Genomic DNA, 23,341 nt, shown 5'->3' on the forward strand with positions numbered 1-23,341 from the left:
TGCCTTCGCTCTCAACCGTTCTTGCGGAACCAGTTAGAGAGAAAATCGACGAAACTGCGGACCTTGGCGGGCAGGTAGCGGCGATGTGGATAGACGGCGTAGATACCGCGATCCTTGGAGATGTAGTCATCGAACAGGGTCACCAGTTCGCCAGACTGTATATAAGGCCGGGCGATGAAATCCGGCACCATGGCAATCCCAAGCCCGGCGCGGGCAGCGCGCAAGGTTGCCTGCGGACTGTTGACCTCGATTGGGCCGCTGATGGCGACGGAGTTTGATCCGCCGTCAGGTTCAAAGTAACGCACGGAATTATGAAAGCGCGTATTGGTGTCGATGATGAAGGGCACGCGAGCAAAGTCCTGGGGGCCGTTGAGGGGGCCATGCTGCGCGACGAAATCCGTGGTAGCGACCGCATAGACCCGAAAATCGGAGAGCTTGCGGGCGATAAGGCCTGAGTCTTCCAGACGGGTGATTCTGACGGCGAGGTCAAAACCTTCCTCAATCAGGTCGACGAACCGATCCTCGGCAACGATCTCAAGCGAAAGCTCCGGATTTTCCTTGGCAAAATCGATCAGGCTCTGGCCGACATCCGCATCAATAAAGGTGCGTGGAACCGAAATCCTGAGTTTGCCTTTGAGGTCGGCGTTCTTTTCGCGCACGAGATCGGCGAGATTGTCGATCTCCTTCAGGATGTCGGATGCAGTACGATAATAGGTATGTCCCGCTTCAGTCAGCGAAAACTGGCGCGTCGTACGATTGAGAAGGAGCGCACCGAGGTCGTCTTCCAGTTCTCGGACGTATTTTGAGAGAAGCGCTTTCGAGCGGCCGGTCTTGCGCGCCGCAGATGAAAAGCCCTCGGCCTCCACGACATCGATAAACGCTCGGATGCGGGTCAGTGTGTCCATGGAAACCTCCGTTTGTTCGGCATAATTGAACGATGAGGTTGCGATGTTCAATAAGAAAATAAATGATGAAAAAATCCGCGTCTGCTGAAAAAAATCTCTTGATTATGACCGCGAATATTCTTATCTCCCGGCTTGCCCAAAGTCGCACGTGCCCATGTGTGTCCGCCGAGTCCTCGATGTGGTGAGGAGTTCGGTAAGGTACCTGGAACTAACCCCTCCAGTCGCTATTCCGGCCAACCGGGAAATGCGAGGACATATGAAGCAACGACGGTGCGGGCCTTTCTGGTTCTCTGCCGGCTTTCCATCAGCCGGGGTACTGAAGAGGCACACCATCATTGCCGGAAGTGCGGTCGGGTCAATCCCTCCAATCAATGGCAGACAAAGCCGAATGATGCTCTGGCAGGGCGTCGTTCACATTCGCGCCTTGAGCGTATGTTATCGAATCTGCGCCTCCACCGGCTGATTCGCATACATATCTCGAGCGTTCTTTGTCCTCCGGAATTTCCGGAGCCGGATTTAACAGGGAATAGACCGATGACGACTGCACGCATTCTCGACTTCATCAAGACCCGACGTCCCGAAGGCCCATGCCTCGTGGTTGATCTCGACGTCGTGCGCGACAACTACAACGCATTCCGGCACTCCCTGCCGAACAGTGCAATCTATTATGCCGTCAAGGCAAACCCGGCTCCCGAAATCCTCAAGCTGCTTGCTTCGCTTGGCTCCAACTTCGATTGCGCCTCCGTGGCCGAAATCCAGATGGCGCTTGACGCGGGTGCGACGTCCGACCGTATCTCCTTCGGCAATACCATCAAGAAGGAGCGCGATGTTGCTCGTGCGCATGCACTCGGCATTGATCTCTTCGCTGTGGACAGCCACGAAGAAGTTGAAAAGGTTGCTCGCGCAGCTCCGGGCGCGCGCGTGTTCTGCCGCGTTCTGACGGACGGTGAAGGTGCCGAATGGCCGCTGTCGCGCAAGTTCGGCTGCGTGCCTCAGATGGCCGTTGATGTACTGGTTTATGCTCACCAGCTTGGGCTTGAATCCTATGGCGTTTCCTTCCACGTCGGTTCGCAGATGATGAACCTCGACGCGTGGGATGCTGCACTGGCCGACGCAAAGCGCGTATTCGCGTCGCTTTCCAAGCAGGGTATTCACCTGCAAATGGTCAACATGGGGGGCGGTTTCCCGACCAAGTACCTTCGCGACGTTCCGGCGGCGGAGGAATACGGTCAGGCAATCGACACCGCGTTGCGCAAGCACTTCGGCAACCAGATCCCGAAGACGATCATCGAGCCGGGCCGCGGCATGGTGGGTAATGCGGGTGTGATCAAGGCGGAAGTTGTTCTCGTGTCGCGTAAATCCGACAATGACAACCATCGCTGGGTGTTCCTGGACATCGGTAAGTTCGGCGGTCTGGCTGAAACCATGGACGAAGCTATTCGCTACCCGATCCGCACCGAGCGCGATCAGGACGCGATGGAGCCTTGCGTTCTTGCCGGTCCGACCTGCGACAGCGCCGACGTGCTCTATGAAAAGAACATGTATCCGCTGCCGGTGTCTCTGAGCATCGGTGACGAGGTTCTGATCGAAGGTACGGGCGCGTATACGACCACCTACTCGGCGGTCGCATTCAACGGCTTCGAGCCGCTGAAAGCCTACGTCATCTAACCCGGGCGCCGCCTGCTGAAGGGCGGCGTTTCGACCAAGCTTCCGTTCCGGCCTTGCCGATTGTGCTGTTGCGCAAATCCCTGCTTGCTGCGCCTCTTCCAGCCGAGGAAAGCGCGTTGGCGGGCCGGAACGGCTCCACCTTTTGTTCCAGGGCCGCGTGTGGGCGGTTTTGTCTTGGGAGGGCCGGGCATGGCCGCTCTTTTGAATTCTGTACGCGCATTTTTCACACCGCAGACGTTCCACGTCGAAGCAGAGAATCCGGGCGATGTTGTTGCTCGCGAAAGCCTGCTTGATCGCGCAATGGGTGCCGGCCGGCGTCGCAAGTCGTCCGAAAAACTTCGCGCAGGTCGTGTACCGGCCGAGGGGCTCGCCCTTGTTGCCCGCGATCAGGACGGTCACGTCATCGGAACCGTTCGTCTCTGGAATGTCGAGGCCGGCATTTCTCGTGAGGGCCGCCCTGTCGATGCGCTCCTTCTTGGTCCGCTCGCTGTCGATTCTGCCTATGAGGGCAAGGGAATAGGTTCTGCGCTGATGCGCGCTGCAGTCGCCGAGGCCGCGAGACGTGGTCATGGTGCAATCCTTCTGGTCGGCGACGCCCCTTATTATGAGCGTTTCGGTTTCTTTGCCGAGAAGACGCAGCACCTTATCATGCCAGGTCCATTCGAGCGTCATCGTTTTCTGGCGCTGGAACTGAAGGCCGGTTGGCTGGACGGTGCGGCGGGTATGCTGGTTGCAAGCGGTCGCAAGCTTTCTGCCTGAAAGCCGTCTGGTTGGCGACACCTTATATTCTGCTATGATCCTCCGGTCTGGCCGGAGGATTTTTTGTTTCTCCACCATGGTTTGTCAGTTCGGCTGAAATCCGGATTTTGTTCGGTACGGTTCCCCGTGTGGCCGTCAGATCAGCTTCGGCATAAGGGTACCGATGCAGAAACGAGGCTTTCTTTCGGGCGCCTCTTGTTTTTGACGATTTGCAGGTATATACCCGTAATATGCCAAGCGATACCTGTCACTGCATATTGTTGCGCAAAGCCTCCCGTCGCATCTCGTCCTATTATGACGAGGCGCTGGCGCCTCTCGGTGTCAACATCGGTCAGTTCAGCCTGTTACGAAACATAAACCGTTTGGCACCGGTTTCATTGACGGACCTTGCCGCGCGTGTCGAACTGGATCGATCTACCGTCGGACGCAATGCGAAAGTTCTGGAGCGTATGGGACTGGTGGCGATTGGGCATGGTGAGGATCAGCGTGAAGCAATGCTGACGATCACCGAGAAAGGGCATGCCGTTCTCACGGATGGTGGGCCGCTTTGGGATGGCGTGCAGGACGATATTGAAGCCCGGCTCGGACCGGAAAAGACACGGCAATTGCAAGAGCTGCTCGCGGCACTCTAATTTTTTAATTTAACGTGGGTATATGCCCGCAAATCCGCCTCGAAGGCGACAGGGAAAGGGACGAAGACCATGCTCTCCACGCGCCTTGCAGGCTGGATGGCCGCAAGAAATCTTCATTACGGATGGCTGGTCGCTGCGACCACGTTCCTGACAATGCTCGCTACCGCCGGAGCAATGGGGTCGGCCGGTGTCATGATCCAGCCGCTCCATCAGGAGTTTGGTTGGGACATTGCCGATATCTCTTCCGCGATGGCTGTGAGACTGGTGCTTTTCGGACTACTTGGGCCTTTCGCGGCTGCGTTCATGAACCACTTTGGCATCCGACAGGTCGTCATGACGGCGCTTGCGCTGATTATGGGCGGGATTGTCCTGTCCTTGCTCATGGCTGAAGTCTGGCAGCTTCTTCTGCTTTGGGGCATTGTGATTGGCGTTGGTACCGGGATGACGGCGTTGGTGCTGGGGGCAACCGTTGCAAGTCGCTGGTTTTCCAAGCGCCGGGGTCTCGTTATTGGCCTCATGACGGCGAGCAATGCGACCGGGCAGCTTGTATTTCTGCCAATACTCGCGGCGCTGACGGAAGCTTATGGATGGCGAACAGCTTTGACGCTGACAGTGGCGGTTATTGCCGTGGCAATGCTTCTCGTGCTTCTGTTGATGAGCGATCACCCTGCCGATGTCGGACTTCCGGCCTATGGTGAGACGACGGTGACGCAACCACCCAAGCAGGACCATAAGCTGCTTGAAACATTGATCTCACCCATTCTGACATTGAAGAGCGTTTCCGGGAATCCGGTCTTCTGGGTCCTCTTCGGCACCTTCTTTGTCTGCGGGCTCTCGACCAATGGTCTGATCCAGACCCACTGGATTTCAATCTGCGGCGACTTCGGGATGGCCGCAGTAACAGCGGCAAGCACGCTGGCAGTGATTGGCATCTTCGATTTCATCGGCACCGTATTTGCCGGTTGGCTATCCGACCGTTTCGACAATCGATACCTCCTCTTCTGGTTTTACGGTCTGCGCGGCCTCTCGCTGATCTATCTCTCATTTTCGGGTTTCAGCTTCGTGGAACTGTCGGTCTTTGCCGTCTTCTATGGTCTCGACTGGGTGGCGACTGTTCCGCCGACCGTGAAGCTCGCCGCCGAAAATTTCGGACGCGAAAAGGCCGGCCTGGTTTTCGGTTGGGTATTTACCGGTCATCAGCTTGGCGCAGCAACGGCCGCTTTCGGTGCCGGCTTCTTCCGCAGCGATTTCGGCACATACATGCCGGCGCTCCAGATTGCCGGGTTGATGTGCATCATCGCAGCAATTTCTGTCTTGCTTCTCAGGAAGCCCGGTCAGGCGACGCTTAGACCGCAGACGGCCTAATCGATCCACAATTCTGGGCCCGCTGCGGGCGGGCCCTTGTTGTGGCGCCGAGAGACGAAATGTCAGAAGTCTTGCCACTCTTCGGTGCTGAGTGCGAGTGCAGAAGAATGTCGTGAAAACCCGGATTGTTGAGCACCCAATCGGGCCTTGGGGGCCGAGCGCACTTTAGGTGGCGCGGATGGATGTACAATGGGTTTGGAGCCGGAGTTGGCCACGCCAAGCTTGAACTGCTGCAGAAGTCTGAACAGGGCGGAGGCTTCAGCGGCCAGGCTGTGACCCGCTGCAGTTTGCTCTTCGACCATTGCAGCATTTTTCTGCGTGTTCTGGTCCACCGTGTTCACGGCTGTATTGATCTCGACGAGTGCGGTGGATTGTTCGCGGGATGCTTCGACGATAGCGTGCACATCGTTGTCTATATCGTTGACCTGGTCGGTGATGAGGTCTAGCGCAGCGCCCGTTCTGGTAACGAGCGATACGCCATTTTCCACATGCTGACCGGATGTCTGAATAAGGGCCTTGATTTCCTTTGCTGCTTTGGCGGACCGCTGCGCCAGTTCGCGGACTTCTTGAGCCACCACAGCAAAGCCCTTGCCAGCCTCACCTGCACGGGCCGCCTCCACTCCAGCGTTCAGAGCGAGAAGGTTGGTCTGGAAGGCGATTTCATCGATGACGCCGATGATGTTGGTGATTTCACGCGAAGAGGATTCGATTTGTGACATGGCGGCGATGGCGTCGCGAACGATGTTACTGGAGCTTTCTGCGTCGTCTCGCGTGCGGGTAACGAGGTTACCTGCGCGTTCGGCACGAATGCTTGCCGATTTGACTGTTGTGGTGATTTCCTCGAGGGCAGCCGCCGTTTGCTCAATCGATGCCGCCTGCTGTTCAGTGCGCTTTGCAAGATCGTCCGCGGCAAGCTGAACTTCGCTGGAACTGGCTGCAATGGCCTGCGCGTTTGATGCGACTGTTTGCATCGCTCCCCGCAGCTTGGCACTTGCACTGTTGAAGTCGCTGCGCAACCGCTCAAGCGAGGGAATGAAGGGCTTTTCAATCCTGCCGGAGAGATCGCCATCCGCCAGACGAGTGAGGCATCCAGCCAGAGCCTCCACGTTTTCGACGCGTCCAGTGACATCAGTCGCGAACTTGACGACCTTGAAGACCGTGCCGTTCATGTCAAATATGGGATTGTAAGATGCCTGAATATGGACCTGGCGGCCGCCTTTGCCGATGCGCATGAATTCGTCTGCCACAAACTCTCCAGCTGCCAGACGTTTCCAAAAGCTGTTGTAGGCATCAGATGCCACGTAGCTCTCATCACAGAACATCGAATGATGCCGTCCCTGAATCTCTGCGAGCGTGTATCCGAGTGCGGACAGGAAGTTTTCGTTGGCGACCAGTATTTCGCCTGTTGGCGAGAATTCAATGATTGCCTGCGCGCGCGAAAGCGCAAGCAGCTTTCCGGCATCCTCAGCCGTCTTGAGTTTCTGTGCGGTGATATCGGTTGCGATTTTCACAATCTTGACCGGTTTGCCGCGGCGAAAAACCGGATTGTAAGATGCCTCGATCCAGACCTCTCTGCCACCTTTGCCGATGCGCTTGTATTGACCCTGGTCGAACTTGCCGGCGGCCAGTTTATGCCAGAAAGAACTGTAATCGGCGGATTTTCCATAGGCGGGTTCAAGGAACATGCTGTGGTGGCGACCGACGATCTCGGAAAGCTGATATCCGAGTGCTCGACAGAAATTCTCGTTTGCTGTCATGATTTTGCCGGACAGATCGAACTCGATCGTGGCCTGCGATGCCGAGAGAGATTCCAGTATCGCTATTGCATTCGCGTCTCGATCTAGCATGCTCATCGCTTTCTCCTCCGCAGATAAAGTATCTTTGAAGGTAAGCTGAAATATTTATCAAATTGTTTATGCTTAATTCCAAGTTTATGTGTCGTTTTTGCGTTCTTTTGTTGCCTGCTGGCGCCTTGGGCGGTCATTAAGCTAATAATATTAGAATATTATAATTCAATTTATATTATAGAAGCATTGGCCAATTTGGCTGTCTCTACTGTGGTCCGTGTTGCATAATTGCTACGTCTTTCAATGGTGCACGCCCCATGCGTGCGTTGTCGCCTTCGGTTTGATCCATCTCAAATATCCAGCGCTCATCCTGATCATAGTGGAGGCAACGGCTGCCGGGTCGAGATTCTTTGCCGGCAGTTCGGTCCGGGCTATCGCTCGGTGACGGATCAAGGAGATAAGAGATGTTTTATAATAATCGAAAAGCTGCCGCTCTATTGGCCGGTGTTGCCACCGTGCTTGTTTCCAGCACTGTAATGGCTGCAGACCTCGCCATACCGGGCGTCGCGCCGACGGCGGAGGAAGCTATCGAGTCAGCAAAGAGCCCCTGGATGTTGCGTGTGCGCGGACTGGGCGTCATTACCCATGACAGCGGCAGCGTCGATGGTGTTCCAGGGGCTGGGCTGTCCTATTCTGATACGGTCATTCCGGAGCTTGATGTAAGCTATTTCTTCACCGACAATATTGCAGCCGAACTCATTCTTGGGACCACCTACGCCAAAATAAACGGGGAGGGAGTGCTAGCAGGTACACCCGTCGGAAAGACGTGGCTCCTGCCGCCAACGGTCACACTACAATATCATTTCACCAATTTCGGCGCGTTCAAACCTTACGTCGGTGCCGGCATCAATTACTCTCTGTTCTATAACCAGTCCGAACAGCCCGGGTTCAGCAACCTCGATGTCAAAAACAAGTTCGCACCAGCTTTACAGGTCGGTTTCGACTACATGCTCGATGAGCATTGGGGCGTGAACTTCGATGTGAAGAAGCTGTTCCTCAAGACAGATTGGACGGCGGAGCTGAACGGCACACCCGTCAGCGGCAAGGCAAAACTGGACCCGTGGCTGATTGGCGCGGGTATTACCTACCGCTTCTGACGGATAAAGCGTCTTTGACGCCGATCATGTCATGTTGTATACGGACGGCCACGGGTGAGAGCCCCGGCCGTCCGCAGGCGCCCTCGCCATGGTGAAGCTCTTCATTCAATATCGGTCATCCCATGTTTTGCATGTCACCGGTGGCAACGCGGGCCCCCTTCGAAAATCTGGCATGCAGTTGATGGAGAACCGTAATGAACGTTTCCAAACCACTTCCTGCGCTTGAAGGCCTGAAAGAACAAGCAAGGAGGCTGCGCGCGGCGCTTGAAGGGCAGGGTCAGACAATTTCCCACTCGAAGGCGCTGGAACTGATTGCCGCTCAATATGGCTTTCGCGACTGGAACACCCTTCACGCGACAGCCGGCAATCGCCCTGCCTTCAATCCCTACATTTTGGGATCGCGCGTGGAAGGACACTATCTAGGCAGGCCGTTCGTGGCGTCGGTACTGGGGGTGCAGTCGCTCGGTGGCGATCCCGAACGTTATCGACTAACGTTACATTTCGACGATCCGGTCGATGTGGTGAGTTTCGAAAGCTTCTCTGCTTATCGCCAGCGCGTGCATTGTAATGTCGATGCCTCCGGTAGAACCCTTGAAAAAACTTCCAATGGCCGTCCACAGCTTGAACTGGTCTGGTAACAGGCGTTCGTACTCTTATGCTCGGCTTTTGAGCCGAGCATATGTTCCTAGGCTTGCTCTTGTGGTTAGGATGAAGGCAGAGTTCACGCTTCAGAAAGTACCAGTAAAGCGAGAGGTCACGGCAGAGCCTCTATAGGAAAGTTCTTCATCTTCCTCGCCGTGCAGCAAACGGTCGAATTCAAACTCCAGCTTGCTGCTTTTTCCGGTTTCGAGCGACAGAGTCGCCACAAGGCGCCGTTCGTTGACGTCGTAATCGTAATAGATCCAGTCTTTGTGGACCTGGCGCAAGGCAAGATCGAAGCCGACTTTTTCCGTGAGCTTGCTTTTCATCACGAACTGCCAGCGACGATGGAATTCGCCAATCGGATCGTCCGGGTCGAACAAAGCATAATCTTGCGAAAAGCCAACGCCAAAAGCCAGGCGGTCATTTGCTTTCCATTCCGCTTCTGCACGCAGATATGGGCGCGTATGTTTGATCGCGTCGCTGATCTCATCTCCTTCAATTGTCGTCAGTCCGCCTTCTGCAAGGATCGCAAGACGATCTGCAAGTTTATAGCCATAGGCTAGTGAGCCACGCAGAGTGCTGGCCTCGAACCGTTCATATTTTTCCTGCTGACCTTGCGGCACGATGATACGATCGTAGGCAACGGTCACGCCTCCTTCGCCTCCTGCCAGCGGGCGGATATGTTCCGCCTTCAAGGACAGAAGCGCTTCGTTCGCCTCCAGGCGAGTGGGCATGAAATAGGCCGGTCTGAAACGCGCAGTGCCTTTCATCAGGCTGGTGATCCCGGCTGTCAGCGTATTTTTTCCGCCAAAAGCCAGTAATCCGACGCTCGACGTGGCTTCCAGCTTGTGATCCAGTTGTCGATAGCCGATATCCTGCTCTGGCAGATGCAGAAAGATGTCGCCCGCATCACTGCGCGTGCCGCGAAGCTCCAGGGCCCATTCCAGTTTTTCCGTCAACCGCTTGGTAAGGCCCAACGTTACAGTGCTGTTGTGTTCATTGGCAAAGCTGTAGCGGGGGACACGGACCTCTTCATGATCAAGCGAATATTTTAGTTCTGCGCCTTCTAGGTCGATCTTACCATTCATGCCCAAGCCCGCCCGCAGAGAAATTGCCTTCAAGCCGTTGGTGTCGCCAAAATAGTTCGTATCGTAGGTGGCGCCGCTCGCATAGGTAAACTCCGGGCCTTCACCGTGCGCAGCAGATGCGACGGCAAGGCCGAGAGCAAATGTTACATATCCCCCCAGTCGCATCTGTATCTCCAGTCGCTAATTGAGAGATATCTTATATTTAGATGGTTAATAAAGTGCTCGACGTTGCATTGGTCTTGTATCGCGCCCGCAATGCGTCATTGGGGGTAAGGAAATAGTCTTATGTTTTGTGGAGCTGAGTAAAAAACTATTAAAATTGCAAGTATTAGTGTTAATCGTTTATTGTAATATTAGGCTTTGCTTGAATTAGTGCTCTCTGAATATACAGTCAAATCACGCCAGACGGCGTTGATCAAACTCAAGAGGAGAGAGAAATGATTGTTAAGTTTGCTTGTGTTGCTGCCGCTCTTACTGTCGCTTCCGTTGGCCAGGCCCAGGCCGGCGGCCTTCTGGGTGTTCTGTCCGGAAACAGCAACAAGAACAGTGCGCTCATCGTTGTGTCGCCGAGCATCGATCTCGGTGTGAACGGTATCCTGTCCAACAACGGGATTTTGAACGGCAACAAGACCGGCATCCTCAATGGTGTCCTGAACGGCAACAAAACCTCCGTCGATGTCATTGACAACAAGGACAACGGCCGGAAGAAGAACCGCCACTAAGAGGCGGTAAAACAACGAAAACTGAGGGAAGGCTGACGCCCCCTTGAGGGTGGTGACAAATTCCGGGTCGCTCCATAGGCCGCAGGAATGAACCCGCGCCCGTTCCCCCCCCGTATTCTGCCGAGGGGCCAGCACGATCATGTCCCTGATCGCAATAACATTTTGGCCTGCGCAACTGCGCGGTTGCTGGATGCCGGATCAACCATGGGCCTAACCCGCGGACCGGTGTAACGAAGGGCAGGGCCTGTCCTGTCATCACTCTCAAGGGGGCTTCGGCCCTCTTTCTTTCTTTGGGGGAGGCCTGCTCTTGCTGATTGTCGAACGATGCCCGCAGGCTTGAATAATACATGATTATGATGTGAAGGTGCGTCATCACGCTGCAACCTTCAGTCGATTCCCATGAATGAGAGAAAGGTTATGCCTGACGGCTTTGATCGTCAGGCCTACATGATTGCGTTGCTGGTCTTTGTTGCTGGCGGCACAAACGCGACTATCGTTCCTCTCATCGGTTTCTACATTATTCAGGTGCTCGGGCATCCTCCCGCGACAGTTGGTCTCTACAGCGTTGTGGCAATGATCGCGTCGATCGCCGCCAGCCGTTTTTACGGTGAGCGGGTGGATGCCGGTATCAGAATACGCCCCCTTCTACTGGTCTCCATTACCGGCGCGATGCTTGCGGCTGTTGCTGCGATCTTCGGGCATCTTTTGCTTCTTGTCGCTGTCACGGCGCCTTCTATGGGACTTGCCAATGCCGCGACGACGCTCGTGTTTAGCTATGGTCGCTATCACGGCCGGCTCAAAGCTCTTGATGCAGGCGCTTACAACGCCTTCTTGCGGATGATGGTGTCGCTGGCCTGGATGCTGTTTCCGGCCATCGCTTATCTGATCGTCGACGTTGCAGGTGCGAAAGCCGTGTTCATCAATGCCATCGTCATGGCGACGATCTGGGGCGGACTGGCGCTGGCGTTCATTCCACGCGATCAGACCTGTCCAATGGACCGGCAAAACGATGCCGATGACGGCGGTGGCCGAAACATGCCGTTGCTTCTGGCTGCGGCGGCGAACTTGTGCATGTCCTTTGCCCATTCTCTTTGCGCTTCTGCCTTGCCAATCTTCCTGGTGCGCGAGGTCGGGCTTCCGGACTACGCGCCTGGCCTGTCTCTCAGTGTGAAGTGCGCGATGGAGGTTCTGCTTATTCTGCTGGCGCCAAGGATCATGCGCTTGGTAAGCGTTCGCGTCATACTCGCTGGTGCCGGTGTCGTGGCAATCATTGCATTTAACGTCATTGCCTCAGTACAGACATTGCCGGCAATGATATTTGGCGCGGCCATGGAGGGTGCCTATTACGGTCTTTTCGCAGGTACGTCTCTGACGTTCATTCAGGGATTTGCGCGTGGTCGAATGGCGCGGGCAACGGCGCTCTATATGAACTCGATTTTTTTGGCCAGCCTTTTCGCAGTGCCCCTGATGGGGATCATTGCACAATATGCAAGCTTCGGCGTCGCAATCCGACTTGCTTCTGTGGGCGCTGCTTCGGCTCTGCTCATGCTTTTCCTGACCAGACGTCAGACGAGCACCTAGCACCCCGCTTGATAAAAACGTCTCAGGCGGAAAAGATATTGTTTCCAGAAGGTTGTGGAAACGTTTTGATGTGCGGCCGGGCTTTTTTAGCCCGGCAGTTTACGCCGAAATATCGATGACACCGCAGTCACCAGCTTCAGAGGCGAAGGAAAGAAGCTTGCCTGTGGCACTCCAGTCCATCGAGGTGATCGCCCCCTTGCCTGGGCGACGAAGCAGGGCTTCCTTGCCGTCAGCAACACGTACGCCAAGGATCATGCCATCGATAAACCCGATGGCGAGCACTTCTTCCGCCGGGTGAAAGGCGACCGTGGTGACCATGATGTTGGCGCGCGTGCCGAGTTCCAGCGGCGCCTTGCCCATCGGACCGTCTTTGCCGGAAAAGGGCCAGACGATTGCGGCTGGCGCACCTGATGAGGCAAGCCACTTACCCTTTGGCGACCAGGACACCGATTTGACCTTTGAAGGGTAACCGGTCATGCGCATGTGGCGAGCTTCCATGCCGCCCTTGGTGGCTTCCATCTTCCAGCCATGCAGGGCATTTTCCTGCATGGTGGTGACGAGAAATTTTCCATCCGGAGAGAAAGTCACGCCGGTATGCGCACCCTTCCACTCGAGATCAACGGGGTCTCCTGCCGTTGCCACCCAGTGTAGTGTCACGCCATTATACCGAGCAACAGCAATGCGCATCCCCTTGGGGGCGAAGGCTATGGCTTCGACAGTGCGCTCTTCCTTGAATTCTTTGACCGTACCATCCGACAGACGTACGAAACTCGACTTTCCGACACCATATGCGACCGCTTTCTGGGGACCGCCAGCGATCACGCTGATCCACTTGCGCGGAACATTTGCCAATTCACTGAGGGAACCGTCGTGGCCGATACGCAGAACGCGTCCATCTTCACCGCCTGAAAGCAGGGTGGCGCTGTAGGGATCGCGAACGCATGTCAGAAGACCCTGATGTGCCTCCGTAACCTTTTCGCCGCCATCCAGCCGGTGGATGGTCCCTGCAGCGGTGGCGAAGAGAGGAATGTCGCCGAGAAAATGGGTCGAGACCACATGGCCTTCGATATCAAGCGGGGCAACAGTCGGCATCGATGATCGGTCTTTCATGTGTTAAGTGGAGGCCTCCGCGGCCCCGGGATTGCTGGCACAGTTCTATGTCGGTTAGCGCTTGCAGTCGACCCGTTTAATGTCTTCGATCATTTCTGTGTTGAGTTTGGACCCAATGAAATCAAATAAATGACTGAAAACATTTTTGGAGAAAAGCAGGCGTTGACGATGCCGCCCCAGGCACAAGCGAGGGGCAGCAAAGGTAGAATTAGGCCGTCACTTCGCAGGCGCGGAAGCTCTTTTCCAGCTTTTCGCGATCGAGATTGCGTCCAATGAAGACAAGCCGCGTCTCACGCTTTTCGCCTTCCTTCCATGGGCGCTGATGGTCACCTTCGATGATCATATGAACACCCTGCACGACATAGCGTTCGGCATCACCCTTGAAAGCAATAATGCCCTTCAGGCGCAGGATGTTCGGACCATCGGTTTGGGTCACTTTTTGAATCCAGGGGAAAAAGCGTTCTGGATTCATCTCGCCGCCTCGCAGCGAGATGGACTGCACCGTGACGTCATGGATTGGCGAGACCGCACCATGGTGATGATGGTGGTGATCATGCCCATGATCGTGACCGTGGTCATGATGGTGATGATCATGGTCGTGATCGTGATGATGGTCGCAGTCCGGACCGCAGACATGATCGTCATGTCCATGTTCGAGGAAGTGCGGGTCGTTTTCGAGCGCACGTTCCAGATTAAAGGCGCCCTGGTTCAGAACGCGGGCAAGATCAACGCCGGAGCGCGTGGTCTTGTAAATGCGGGCTGAAGGATTGATGGCGCGCACGATATCCTCGATGCGAGCAATCTCTTCCGGCGTCACGAGGTCGGTCTTGTTGATGACAACCACATCGGCAAAGGCAATCTGATCCTCTGCTTCGCGACTATCCTTCAGACGCAGTGGCAAGTGCTTTGCGTCCACCAGCGCGACAACAGCGTCCAGTTCTGTCTTGGCCCGAACATCGTCATCCATGAAGAAGGTCTGCGCAACGGGAACCGGATCGGCAAGCCCGGTTGTTTCCACGATGATTCCGTCAAAACGGCCGGGGCGGCGCATCAGGCCCTCTACAACACGGATCAAGTCGCCACGGACCGTGCAGCAGACACAACCGTTGTTCATTTCATAAATTTCTTCATCGGACTCAACGATCAGGTCGTTGTCGATGCCGATCTCGCCGAACTCATTGACGATAACAGCATATTTCTTTCCGTGGTTTTCGGAGAGGATGCGGTTGAGAAGTGTCGTCTTGCCGGCGCCGAGATATCCCGTCAGCACTGTAACTGGAATGGGCTTGGCTGTTGCTGTTTCGGTCATGGAAACCTCGCGTCAAAACAGGCCCGGAGCTGCCGGGCGGAAAGTGTTGCCGTCCATATAGGCGCGTCATCGGAGCAGTTCAAAGAGATTCTGACGAAGTTTTTCAAATCCTGTTATGAAATAACGTTATATCAAAAGCGTGGACGTCTTCGAGGAGCGCGGTAAGTCCTCCGACAGCATGGGAAATCAGGCTTTCCCCTTTTTGGGCGGTGGCTGCTGCGGCGTTTCCCGCCACGCCGTCGTCGTTCAGATCCCGCATCATCCAGCCAAACGCGTGCGGCCCGTAGGCGCGAAGATGCTTGAAATCTCTCGAAAAGTCAGCCTGGCGAGATGCGAAGGCGCGGGCCTTCGACATGTCCACTTTGTCGGGGTGGAGCGCCAGCATTACGGAGGTTTCGATGTCGCCGCCATGAATGTCGAACGCCTTGTCTTCAGGTGTGATGGTATCCGGCGGCACACCGAAGCGCGTCCAGCTTGTTGCCACGGCCAACATGCCGAAACGCACGCGAGCTTCTGTCGCCACGATGGTCATGAGCGGCGAGTTACCACCATGGGCATTCAGCATGACGAACTTGCGAACACCCTTGTCGTATTCCGATTTGACAATCGTGAGCCAGCGCTCGACTGCCTCGTCATAACGCAGTGTTTTTGTACCCGGAACGTCCATGTGTTCCACGGAATAGCCCACCGGTTCTACCGGCAGAAACGAGACCGGAAAATTCAAGGGCAAGTTTGCTTTCAGGCGCGCAACAATACCTTCGGCAATCAGGGTGTCTGTTTCAAACGGCAGATGTGGACCGTGTTGCTCGTGCGCGCCAAGCGGAAGAACTGATATCGCCGAAGTTGCGGGAAGATGCCGGTCTGTTACGTTTTCGTCGTGATATTGCGTGTATGAGTTTGGCATCTGGCGATCCGCGCGTGCATTCGTTAAGGATTTCCAGCAACATATATCGGTTCCGCCATTCGACAAAAGGCATCTCCGGCATGAGCAAGGACAAAAGCGGCCAGAAAGACAAGGGCGCCAAGAAGGACAAGGGCAGCAAAAAGTCTCGTGATGGCAAAAAGAAAGACGAACACTTCAATCCGGAAGAACTCGCGCAATCCATTACGCAGGCGGCGCGCTCTATGCGCACGGCATTAAGCCATAGCCTTTCCGAAAGCGGGCTCTATGCGGGGCAGGACGGCGTGATTCTCGCGCTTGCTCAGGAAGGGAGCCTAACCCCGGGACAGATTGCGCAGAAGCTTGGTGTGAAGGCTCCGACCATGACGCGCACCATTGGCCGTATGGAGGCGCAGGGCTTTGTTGAGCGCAGTGGCGACGACGGTGACGGCCGCGTAACTCTGGTGAAGCTGACGGAAAACGGTCTGAAAAGCGTCGAGCATATCAATGCGTCCATCGCATCGTGTGGCGCGAAGGCAGTCGAGGGGCTTTCTGGCAAGGAAATCAAAGCCATCGTCAAGCTCATGCGGACAATCGATGCCAATCTCCAGACCGCTGACGAAGGAAAGTCTCGCGATTGAAATTTTAAATTACAATTATTTGCTGGCGGCTTTTTTCTTAAACAGGTTGCGGCTTTTGTTTAAATTGTTTAATCACGATTTAAATCGGTAACATCCGTAGCCGACGTCTGATGGGAGGGATGCCGTGGCCCAAAAGGTCAAACTGTCGACGATTGCCGAAAGCCTTGGTCTTTCGACTGCAACCATTTCTCTTGCTCTTCGCGACAGTCCGCTGGTCGCCTCCGATACGCGGGAAAAGATCAAGGAACAGGCGAGGGCGCTCGGATATATCTATAACCGGCGCGCCGCCAGCCTCCGGACATCGCGGTCCGGTATTGTCGGTGTCGTCTTCCATGATGTGATGAACCCGTTCTATGGCGAAATCCTGAAAGCCATCGAAAGCGAACTGGATCGCAGCCGCCAGACCTTCATTCTTTCCAACCATTACGACTCGGTCGAAAAGCAGCGGACATTCATTGAGACGCTGCTACAGCTTGGCTCTGACGGCATCATCATGTCGCCTGCTATTGGCACGCCAATCGAGGATATGACGCTGGCCGAGGAGAACGGCATGCCGGCCATCCTCGTCGCTCGTTCTATGGACGGCGTGGACATGCCGACCTACCGCGGTGACGACAGCTACGGTATCTCGTTGGCGACCAACCACCTGATCAGCCTTGGCCATCGCGTTATAGCCATGGTCGGTGGTACCGATCAGACCTCCACCGGTCGCGATCGTTATCAGGGTTATGTCAATGCGTTGCGCAAGGCAGGCATAGAGGTCGATCCGAACCTTCGTATTCCGGGTCCGCGCTCCAAGCAGGGCGGGTTTGAGGCGGCGCTCAACTTTCTGTCGCTGCCGCAGAAGCCAACGGCTGCCGTTTGCTGGAACGATCTGGTCGCGATTGGTCTCATGAACGGTATTTCCCGTGCCGGACTTGTGCCCGGTGTCGACGTATCGGTTACGGGGTACGACGACCTTGAGGAGGCGGCCATTGCGACGCCGGCATTGACCACCGTGTCCAACGGTCAGGCCGAAGTGGGACGCCTTGCAGCGCGTGCATTGCTCGACAGGCTGGCAGGCAGCCATGAACCCGATGGTGTCCATCTCATCAAGCCTGAGATGCGCATTCGTCAGTCCACAGGGCCGGTTCGCCCGCGCACGTGAAATCCTATCCCTGCTATCTGTCTTTCTCTTTGATGCCAAATGGCGTGAAAAACGCTGTTTAACCCATTGGATTTTCGTATGGACCTTTTCATTGCCGCCAAGCTTTGAAAAGATCACTGACGATATCGTTGGAATCAGGAGGAATATCAGGACATGTCAGAAAAGAAGGCCGTCGTTCTCGTTCCGGGCAAGATCAATCCGCGCGTTCTTGAGCGCCTCAACGGCAATGTCGAGATTATTGCCGTGCCTGCGGGGCCTGATCCGGTGTTGCCGGAGGGTGCGGCCGACCGCGTGAACGCAGTTGCGGTTTCGGGTGTGGTCAATGCCAAATGGATCGATGCACTGCCGAAGCTTGAAATCATTGCCAATTTCGGGGTCGGTTACGATGGCGTTGACGCCAAACACGCGGCCAAGCGAGGCATTGTTGTAACCAACACACCCGATGTGTTGAACGATGAGGTCGCGGATACGACGATTGCGCTGCTGATCAATACCGTGCGTCGTCTCTATCAGGCTGAAACCTGGCTGCGCGATGGAAAGTGGGTTGGTGAGGGGCCATTTGCGCTGTCACCTTTCTCGCTGAGAGGCCGCAAGGTTGGTTTGTTTGGCATGGGGCGCATCGGTCAGGAAATCGCGAAGCGCCTTGAGCCCTTCAAGGTGGAGATCGGGTATCACACACGCAGCAAGCGTGATGGCCTTCCCTACACCTATTATGGTTCGCTGAAGGAAATGGCCGAAACGGTCGATATTCTGATCTGCATCGTGCCGGGCACCCCTGAAACCCATAAGGCAATCAATGCCGATATTCTGAAGGCTCTCGGTCCACAGGGTGTTTTCGTGAACGTTGGACGCGGCTCCAGCGTCGATGAGGATGCGCTGTTGAATGCGTTGCAGGACGGCACGCTTGGTGCTGCAGGTCTGGATGTGTTCTACGCAGAGCCAAAGGTGCCTGACGCATTCCTGTCGCTGCCGAATGTTTCACTTCTGCCACATGTTGCTTCGGCGTCGATCCCAACGCGCAACGCAATGGCCGATCTTGTGGTCGACAACATTCTCGGCTGGTTCAAGGATGGCAAAGTGCTGACGCCGGTGCCGGAAACGCCTGTCAAAGCCTGAGGTTTGTGCCAAAAGTCTTGCACCCCGGCATGGATTCGGGGTGCATTGCAATCATGTGACCTTGAGCAGACCGGATGCTCTCACTTAACCCACGTGCCGAGAGGTGGATTCCGGTTTGGCTTGCCAGTCGACTGAAATCAGGCCTTGCTGGCCTGGTACGCGCGTACCGCCTTGCCAAATGCCTCGAACAGGGCACGAGATGGGGCGTCCGTTTCAGCCCAATATTCCGGATGCCACTGCACACCAACGGCAAAACCTCGCGCATCGATCACGGAAACGGCCTCGATAGTGCCGTCCTCTGCCGTTGCTTCCACCTGCAGGCGCGGTGCGGTCTCAGCAATTGCCTGGCGATGCAGTGAGTTGATCTGGATTTCACCCGACATGCCGAGATGCTGCGCAATGCAGGAGCCCTCACGAACATGAACAGGCTGGCGGATGGCGAAAGAGACATCGCGATCTTCGTGCTCAGGTTTGCGGTGATCCCAGACGCCAGGCTGTTCCTGGATCTCTGAGGCAAGCGTGCCACCGAGTGCGACGTTCAATTCCTGTATTCCGCGACAGATGGCGAGCATTGGTATGCCACGTTCGATCGCGCGCTGGATAAGCGGCAGACTGGTAGCATCGCGGGCCGGATCGAACGGACCATCAGTCTCCGTTGCATCTTTGCCGTAAAGCGACGGATGAACGTTGGTGGCCGAACCCGAAACCAGCAATCCGTCGACGCGATCAAGAATGGCGTCGACATCGTTGCCGTCCTCGAAGGCCGGAATAATGAAGGACATAACGCCTGCCACCTTGAGTGCGGCGGAGACATACTGGTTCTGCGCCGCATGCCAGTCGGCTCCGGTGAAGTGTCGGATATCGGCAGGAACAGCGATAATGGGTTTCGACATGATGGCTCCGGGAGGGAAATATTCTTGTCTTGTGCGACTGGCGAAGAGCCAAGTCAAGCTGCCCGACGGCCTACGCCGTTAAGATGTATTGGCCTAAAGTATAAGGGTTGTGGCCAATATTTTCGTTGCACATAAAATGTGACGTTGTCTGTCGGATATTTCTTCAAAAAGCGCGGTTTTTCTACGATTTATTCCCCGCGACACCGCTTGTCAGCCATGCGGCAGCGTGTACCATCAACCTAATGCCGAAGCAGCGAGGGGATTTAAACTGCCGGCAGGGTTCGTATCTGGGAGGATATAGATGGATCGCCGTTCCTTTATTAAAAAAGGTGCGCTTGCAGGAGCCGCGACGGCTCTGGCCGCGCCCGCAATTGCACAGCAGAATACCAAGATCACCTGGCGTTTGACGTCGTCGTTTCCAAAGTCGCTCGACACGATCTATGGCGGCGCAGAAGACATTGCGAAACATGTTGCTGCGGCAACGGACGGCAATTTCACGATCCAGACCTTTGCTGCAGGTGAAATCGTCCCCGGTTTGCAGGCTGCGGATGCGGTGTCATCCGGCACGGTGGAAATGTGCCATACCTGCTCATACTATTACGTCGGCAAGGACCCGACTTTCGCAATCGGAACGGCAATTCCGTTTGGTCTGAATGCCCGCCTGACGAACTCCTGGTTCTACGAAGGCAATGGCAACAAGCTCCTCAACGAGTTTTACGCCAAGCACAATCTCTACGGCATGATTTCCGGCAATACCGGCGCCCAGATGGGTGGCTGGTTCCGAAAAGAAATCAATACGGTCGATGACTTCAAGGGCGTCAAGATGCGCATTGCTGGTCTGGCCGGCAAGGTGGTGGAAAAGCTCGGTGTCGTGCCACAGCAAATCGCTGGCGGCGATATCTATCCGGCGCTTGAAAAGGGCACGATCGATGCCGCCGAATGGGTTGGTCCCTATGACGACCATAAGCTCGGCTTCTACAAGGTCGCGAAGTATTACTATTATCCTGCCTTCTGGGAAGGCGGGCCGGTCATCCATTCCTTCGTCAATCTCGACAAGTGGAACAACCTGCCGAAGAACTACCAGACGGTGCTGCAGGATGCATGCGCTTACGCGAACACGAATATGATGGCGAAATACGACGCCAAGAACCCGATTGCGGTCAAGCAACTCGTGGGCGAGGGTGCGGTTCTAAGACCATTCAGCCAGGAAATCCTTGAGGCCTGCTACAAGGCTGCGCAGGAGGTCTATGCCAACATTTCGTCCTCCAATGCAGACTTCAAGAAAATCTACGAGGATCAGGTGGCCTTTAAACGAGAAGGTTATCTCTGGATGCAGCTATCGGAATATACGTTCGATACGTTCATGATGATCCAGCAGCGTAACGGCAAGCTTTGATTCTTCGGTAACGGCGGACCGAGCAAGAGCCCCGGAGATCAAGGTCTTCGGGGTTTTTGTTGTCGGCGTTTGCCGATGGTTGCGTACTTTTGGGCTTTAATGAAAACGGCGGGGAATCCCCGCCGTTTTTGTCTGTTCCATGCTTCATTGTCGGATTTTTACGGGCCGATCTTTGGCGGTTCGCCAAGATTGGGAGCGCCTGGCAAGCCAAAATTGGGCATGGTGTTGCCGCCTTGGTTCCCGAAAGCCGGCACCTCGATCTTGACGTTGTTGAGATCGATTTCAGGTCCCTTGTCCAGCCAGTAGGTAACGGACTCGGGCCAGAAGATAACAATGGCAACGAGGATCAACTGCATGCCAAGCCACGGAATGGCGCCCATATAGATGTCCGACGTCTTGACTGTGCGCGGCGCGATGGAGCGCAGGTAGAAAAGTGCAAACCCGAAGGGTGGATGCATGAAGCTGGTCTGCATGTTGATGCAGATCAGCACACCGAACCAGATCAGGTCGATGCCAAGCGACTGCGCGATCGGCGCCAGCATCGGGATTACGATGAAGGCGATCTCGAAGAAATCGAGGAAGAACGCGAGGAAGAAAATAAAGATGTTGACGAAGATAAGGAAACCGATCGGCCCCCCGGGAATGCCCGAGAGCATGTGTTCGATCCACAAAGAACCGTCCATGCCCTGAAATACCAGGCTGAAGCAGGTCGCGCCCACCAGAATGAACACCACCATCGAGGTGATGTGCATGGTGGAGTGCATGCCTTGCTTGACCAGATCCCAGCTCAGACGCCGATGGGCGGCAGCAAGCGCCATCGCGCCAACGACGCCAAGCGCGCCTGCTTCGGTCGGTGTCGCCAGGCCAAGGAAGATCGTGCCGAGTACGAGGAAGATAAGCACGATCGAGGGGATCATGCCGCCCAGAACTTTAAGAACCAGGGCACGATTCAACTCTCCACGGGCTTCCGGCGGAAGCGCGGGAACATCCTTCGGTCTGAAGATGGACAGAGCGAGGATGAAGAGCATGAAGATGGCGACCTGCAGGATCGAAGGGCCAATGGCGCCAAGATACATGTCGCCAACCGATTTGCCGAGCTGGTCTGCAAGGACGATCAGAACCAGAGATGGCGGGATGACCTGTGTGATCGTTCCTGATGCGGCGATGACCCCGGTGGCCAGTCGCGGATTGTAGCCGTATTTCAGCATGATCGGCAGTGAAATTACGCCCATGGTAATGACCGAGGCTGCAACTGTACCGGTGATCGCACCTAGAATAGCGCCAACGATAATGACGGCGTAGGCGAGGCCGCCGGGAATGGCGCCGAAAAGCTTTCCGGTTCCTTCAAGCAGATCTTCCGCCAATCCGCATCGTTCCAGTATCGCGCCCATGAAGGTAAAAAATGGAATGGCAAGCAGCAGGTCGTTCGACATGATGCCGAAGATGCGCAGTGGCAGCGCCTGAAGAAACGCCGGTGAGAAGTGTTCGGTGAAAATGCCGATGATACCGAAGACCAGGCCTACTGTGGCAAGTGAGAAAGCCACCGGAAATCCATAGAGCATGAAAATAATCATGCCGAGGAACATCAGTGGCGGAAGAATGCCGTATTCGAACATGTGAAATATCCTAGAGTTCTGTCCGCGGGATCACTGAAGAGGTTTTTCGTACTTCGTGTCGAGCGCATAAAGCCCTTTGAGGGCGCCAACGCGCTTGATGAGTTCCGAAATTCCTTGGAAAACCAGCAGCGCAAAACCTACGAAGATAATGAGCTTGACCGGCCAGCGAATAAGACCGCCCGCGTTGGAGGATACTTCGTTCTGATGCCACGAAAGGGTGAACATCGGCCAGCAAAGCCATGCAAGGTAGAAGCAGGCAGGGAGCAGGAACAGTACGATGCCGATGATGTCGACCCAGAGACGGGTACGCGGCGCAATCGCGCCGTAGATGATATCAACCCGTACATGCTCGTTCATTCGCAGCGTGTAGGAAGCACCGATCAGAACAATAAAGGCAAACATGTACCACTGGATTTCAAGCCAGCCGTTCGAGCTGTAGTTGAAGGCGTAGCGGACCATCGCATTGCCGGCGCTGACGAGGCAGCAGATCAGCACCAGGTAACCGGCAAGCTTACCCAGGGATTCGCTCACCATGTCGATGAGCATGCTTATTTTTAAAAGAGATTTCATGACTTTCCCCTCTTCCCTTACCAGGCCCTTTTTGGGCTTCTGATGGGTATAATTCCGGTTGCCGCAGATGCGGGCATGCCCCTCAAAAAAGCTCCCGGAATTCCTCTCCACAAAATCCCGTGTATGTGTAGCCTTTCGGAAAAGCAACCGAAACCGCGGCGGAATTGGACGAAAGAATACCCTTTCCATCTGTTTGCGAAAGATTGTTGCCTTGCTGCACGATTTGTTCTTGTCGCAGGCAGATCGAGCGCATTGCTGACGACACACGCATTGCGTTTTTGCGGGCCTTCATGTTACCTCTGGTGCCGGAGAATTCGGCTGATCGGGGATCGCCGGGAGGGAGCGTCATTATCCGTT

At 55.4% G+C, this 23,341-nt stretch carries 22 protein-coding genes; 12 read left to right on the top strand and 10 right to left on the bottom strand.

The annotated features are described in order from the left end of the window. Positions 1-11 precede the first annotated feature (11 nt). On the bottom strand, positions 12-905 hold the full coding sequence (locus ACIQT8_RS17195) for a LysR family transcriptional regulator (RefSeq protein WP_138793392.1): 894 nt from the start codon (positions 903-905) through the stop codon (positions 12-14). A 534-nt stretch (positions 906-1,439) separates the two neighbouring features. Between ACIQT8_RS17195 and odc2 the strand changes: the two genes are divergently transcribed. From odc2 to ACIQT8_RS17215, 4 genes are all read left to right on the top strand, one after another. Next, positions 1,440-2,573 carry an ornithine/lysine decarboxylase gene (gene odc2, locus ACIQT8_RS17200; RefSeq protein WP_138793391.1) on the top strand — a complete coding sequence of 378 codons (1,134 nt, stop codon included), beginning with the start codon at positions 1,440-1,442 and terminating at the stop codon, positions 2,571-2,573. A gap of 189 nt (positions 2,574-2,762) precedes the next feature. Next, positions 2,763-3,332, top strand: coding sequence for a GNAT family N-acetyltransferase (locus ACIQT8_RS17205; protein ID WP_400967517.1), 570 nt, complete (start codon positions 2,763-2,765; stop codon positions 3,330-3,332). Positions 3,333-3,562: 230 nt separating this feature from the next. Next, positions 3,563-3,964 (top strand): MarR family winged helix-turn-helix transcriptional regulator, encoded by a 402-nt coding sequence (locus tag ACIQT8_RS17210; protein WP_138793389.1) that lies wholly within the window; start codon positions 3,563-3,565, stop codon positions 3,962-3,964. Positions 3,965-4,033: 69 nt separating this feature from the next. Then, a complete protein-coding gene (locus ACIQT8_RS17215; RefSeq protein WP_138793388.1) occupies positions 4,034-5,329 on the top strand; it encodes an MFS transporter in 1,296 nt (431 codons plus the stop codon). 62 nt (positions 5,330-5,391) lie between these two features. Here ACIQT8_RS17215 and ACIQT8_RS17220 read toward each other — a convergent pair whose 3' ends face one another. Beyond that, positions 5,392-7,182 carry a methyl-accepting chemotaxis protein gene (locus ACIQT8_RS17220; RefSeq protein WP_400967521.1) on the bottom strand — a complete coding sequence of 597 codons (1,791 nt, stop codon included), beginning with the start codon at positions 7,180-7,182 and terminating at the stop codon, positions 5,392-5,394. Between the two features lie 398 nt (positions 7,183-7,580). On the opposite strand from ACIQT8_RS17220, the gene ACIQT8_RS17225 reads away from it, so the two are divergent. After that, positions 7,581-8,273, top strand: a complete 693-nt coding sequence (locus tag ACIQT8_RS17225) for an OmpW family protein (protein WP_138793386.1) — start codon at positions 7,581-7,583, stop codon at positions 8,271-8,273. Between the two features lie 194 nt (positions 8,274-8,467). Further along, positions 8,468-8,911 carry a glyoxalase superfamily protein gene (locus ACIQT8_RS17230; RefSeq protein ID WP_262528278.1) on the top strand — a complete coding sequence of 148 codons (444 nt, stop codon included), beginning with the start codon at positions 8,468-8,470 and terminating at the stop codon, positions 8,909-8,911. 90 nt (positions 8,912-9,001) lie between these two features. Here the strand turns inward: ACIQT8_RS17230 and ACIQT8_RS17235 are convergent, their stop codons facing one another. After that, positions 9,002-10,168: a hypothetical protein gene (locus ACIQT8_RS17235; RefSeq protein ID WP_400967525.1), complete on the bottom strand. Its 1,167-nt coding sequence runs from the start codon at positions 10,166-10,168 to the stop codon at positions 9,002-9,004. Between the two features lie 272 nt (positions 10,169-10,440). Between ACIQT8_RS17235 and ACIQT8_RS17240 the strand changes: the two genes are divergently transcribed. Then, positions 10,441-10,725 (top strand): hypothetical protein, encoded by a 285-nt coding sequence (locus ACIQT8_RS17240; RefSeq protein WP_138793383.1) that lies wholly within the window; start codon positions 10,441-10,443, stop codon positions 10,723-10,725. 417 nt (positions 10,726-11,142) lie between these two features. Continuing rightward, positions 11,143-12,306, top strand: coding sequence for an MFS transporter (locus ACIQT8_RS17245; protein ID WP_400967528.1), 1,164 nt, complete (start codon positions 11,143-11,145; stop codon positions 12,304-12,306). A 99-nt stretch (positions 12,307-12,405) separates the two neighbouring features. Here ACIQT8_RS17245 and ACIQT8_RS17250 read toward each other — a convergent pair whose 3' ends face one another. The 3 genes from ACIQT8_RS17250 to ACIQT8_RS17260 all read right to left on the bottom strand — a co-directional run bounded on the left by ACIQT8_RS17250 (position 12,406) and on the right by ACIQT8_RS17260 (position 15,629). Then, a complete protein-coding gene (locus ACIQT8_RS17250; protein WP_400968052.1) occupies positions 12,406-13,398 on the bottom strand; it encodes a WD40 repeat domain-containing protein in 993 nt (330 codons plus the stop codon). 226 nt (positions 13,399-13,624) lie between these two features. Continuing rightward, the gene (locus tag ACIQT8_RS17255; protein WP_138793381.1) at positions 13,625-14,725 is read right to left on the bottom strand and encodes a GTP-binding protein; all 1,101 of its coding nucleotides are present in this window, start codon (positions 14,723-14,725) and stop codon (positions 13,625-13,627) included. A 103-nt stretch (positions 14,726-14,828) separates the two neighbouring features. Then, a complete protein-coding gene (locus ACIQT8_RS17260; RefSeq protein WP_400967531.1) occupies positions 14,829-15,629 on the bottom strand; it encodes a creatininase family protein in 801 nt (266 codons plus the stop codon). A gap of 80 nt (positions 15,630-15,709) precedes the next feature. Between ACIQT8_RS17260 and ACIQT8_RS17265 the strand changes: the two genes are divergently transcribed. From ACIQT8_RS17265 to ACIQT8_RS17275, 3 genes are all read left to right on the top strand, one after another. Beyond that, positions 15,710-16,246, top strand: a complete 537-nt coding sequence (locus ACIQT8_RS17265; protein ID WP_400967534.1) for a MarR family winged helix-turn-helix transcriptional regulator — start codon at positions 15,710-15,712, stop codon at positions 16,244-16,246. Positions 16,247-16,370: 124 nt separating this feature from the next. Then, complete coding sequence (locus tag ACIQT8_RS17270; protein WP_400967537.1) at positions 16,371-17,393, top strand: LacI family DNA-binding transcriptional regulator; 1,023 nt, start codon at positions 16,371-16,373, stop codon at positions 17,391-17,393. A gap of 153 nt (positions 17,394-17,546) precedes the next feature. Beyond that, positions 17,547-18,509, top strand: a complete 963-nt coding sequence (locus ACIQT8_RS17275) for a 2-hydroxyacid dehydrogenase (protein WP_400967540.1) — start codon at positions 17,547-17,549, stop codon at positions 18,507-18,509. Positions 18,510-18,646: 137 nt separating this feature from the next. Here ACIQT8_RS17275 and ACIQT8_RS17280 read toward each other — a convergent pair whose 3' ends face one another. Then, positions 18,647-19,402 carry a gamma-glutamyl-gamma-aminobutyrate hydrolase family protein gene (locus ACIQT8_RS17280; RefSeq protein WP_400967543.1) on the bottom strand — a complete coding sequence of 252 codons (756 nt, stop codon included), beginning with the start codon at positions 19,400-19,402 and terminating at the stop codon, positions 18,647-18,649. 301 nt (positions 19,403-19,703) lie between these two features. Here ACIQT8_RS17280 and ACIQT8_RS17285 point away from each other — a divergent pair, with 301 nt between their 5' ends. Continuing rightward, on the top strand, positions 19,704-20,798 hold the full coding sequence (locus tag ACIQT8_RS17285) for a TRAP transporter substrate-binding protein (protein WP_138793375.1): 1,095 nt from the start codon (positions 19,704-19,706) through the stop codon (positions 20,796-20,798). Between the two features lie 158 nt (positions 20,799-20,956). On the opposite strand, the gene ACIQT8_RS17290 is transcribed toward ACIQT8_RS17285, so the two are convergent. The 3 genes from ACIQT8_RS17290 to ACIQT8_RS17300 all read right to left on the bottom strand — a co-directional run bounded on the left by ACIQT8_RS17290 (position 20,957) and on the right by ACIQT8_RS17300 (position 23,276). After that, the gene (locus ACIQT8_RS17290; RefSeq protein ID WP_138793374.1) at positions 20,957-22,414 is read right to left on the bottom strand and encodes a TRAP transporter large permease subunit; all 1,458 of its coding nucleotides are present in this window, start codon (positions 22,412-22,414) and stop codon (positions 20,957-20,959) included. Between the two features lie 30 nt (positions 22,415-22,444). Beyond that, a complete protein-coding gene (locus ACIQT8_RS17295; protein WP_400967546.1) occupies positions 22,445-22,984 on the bottom strand; it encodes a TRAP transporter small permease subunit in 540 nt (179 codons plus the stop codon). An 82-nt stretch (positions 22,985-23,066) separates the two neighbouring features. Beyond that, complete coding sequence (locus ACIQT8_RS17300) at positions 23,067-23,276, bottom strand: hypothetical protein (protein ID WP_400967549.1); 210 nt, start codon at positions 23,274-23,276, stop codon at positions 23,067-23,069. Between the last annotated feature and the right edge of the window lie 65 nt (positions 23,277-23,341).

The sequence above is a fragment of the Agrobacterium sp. NPDC090273 genome (assembly GCF_044772305.1).
Classification (GTDB): Bacteria; Pseudomonadota; Alphaproteobacteria; order Rhizobiales; family Rhizobiaceae; genus Agrobacterium.